Source organism: Pseudoalteromonas sp. SR45-5 (assembly GCF_014163565.1).
Taxonomy (GTDB): Bacteria; Pseudomonadota; Gammaproteobacteria; order Enterobacterales; family Alteromonadaceae; genus Pseudoalteromonas; species Pseudoalteromonas distincta.
The window spans coordinates 1-905 of the sequence record NZ_JACJDN010000972.1 but is presented as its reverse complement, the minus strand read 5'-3'; the positions used below and the strand labels follow the sequence as shown (position 1 = coordinate 905).

The following is a 905-nucleotide window of genomic DNA, read 5'->3' as shown; positions in this document are numbered from 1 at the left end:
GGTCGTCAATGACTTCGGCAAAGTAGGGGCTGAAAACCAAAAAGTCAAAAAATTTACTCCTCCTAGCCTTCCGCTTTCGTGCAAAAAACGCGTCAAATTGACAACCCCAGTGACACGCCATTAATCGCCAGCCAGCCCAATAAAAGGAACTGTAAGCAATTTTAAAAAGATCGCATTGTCAAAAAGTGACAATGTTTGACACAAAATGATAATAAAAAGATCAAATAGTTGGTGATTTACTTAATATTGAAATATCATTAATTTATTATCAGTTAAGTGATAAATAAATTATGAATTATTTATACAAAGGCTCTCAAAGCCAAGAACGTTTAAATGCACTATTGTCGTTTGGTAAAAGCACCAGTGAAGATATAAAAGCAGCACTCAGTGATTACTTAGTTCGCGGTATTAGCAAGACCAATGCAGCAACACTTAATGGTGTGCCTGGGCCAAATTTTACAAGGGCACTTAAGCGTCTTGAAGTTGTTGCAGGTAAATTGGAAAACGCATTCGAAATTGAATGGTACTCAAAAAGGCAAGATATGAAATTAGAATTAATAAAAGAAAGAGTTGATGCTTTATTGTTTGAGTTAAATTCGTTACTAACTAGCCTTGATTATTCAAACGATGACCTAGAAAACCACACACTTAGAATAGCTAATAGGCTTGAGCTAGAGGTAGAGCACATAGGCACAAGCAAGCGTAGTACTGAAAATGAACATTGTTATCTTGCTGCTATTTATGATGATGTGCTAAACCCAATAACGGATAATAAATACGAGGTTACACAAAGAATAGATAACAGTATTTTTAATTTAGAAGAATGGAAAAGCAAGCTAAGTGGTTTGTAAAGCTATAGCGCTAGCTCCTAACTAGCGCTTTTCTTTTTATGCCGACTACCCTAA

General features: G+C 35.6%; 1 protein-coding gene. It reads left to right on the top strand.

Annotation, left to right across the window (positions count from 1 at the left end; genetic code table 11):
- Nucleotides 1–290 precede the first annotated feature (290 nt).
- On the top strand, nt 291–851 hold the full coding sequence (locus H5072_RS21595) for a hypothetical protein (protein ID WP_231616814.1): 561 nt from the start codon (nt 291–293) through the stop codon (nt 849–851).
- Nucleotides 852–905: the final 54 nt, after the last annotated feature.

What these genes read in the sequence shown, in the direction of transcription:
- H5072_RS21595 (WP_231616814.1), top strand. Translation starts at nt 291, where the DNA reads ATGAATTATTTATACAAAGGCTCTCAAAGCCAAGAACGTTTAAATGCA.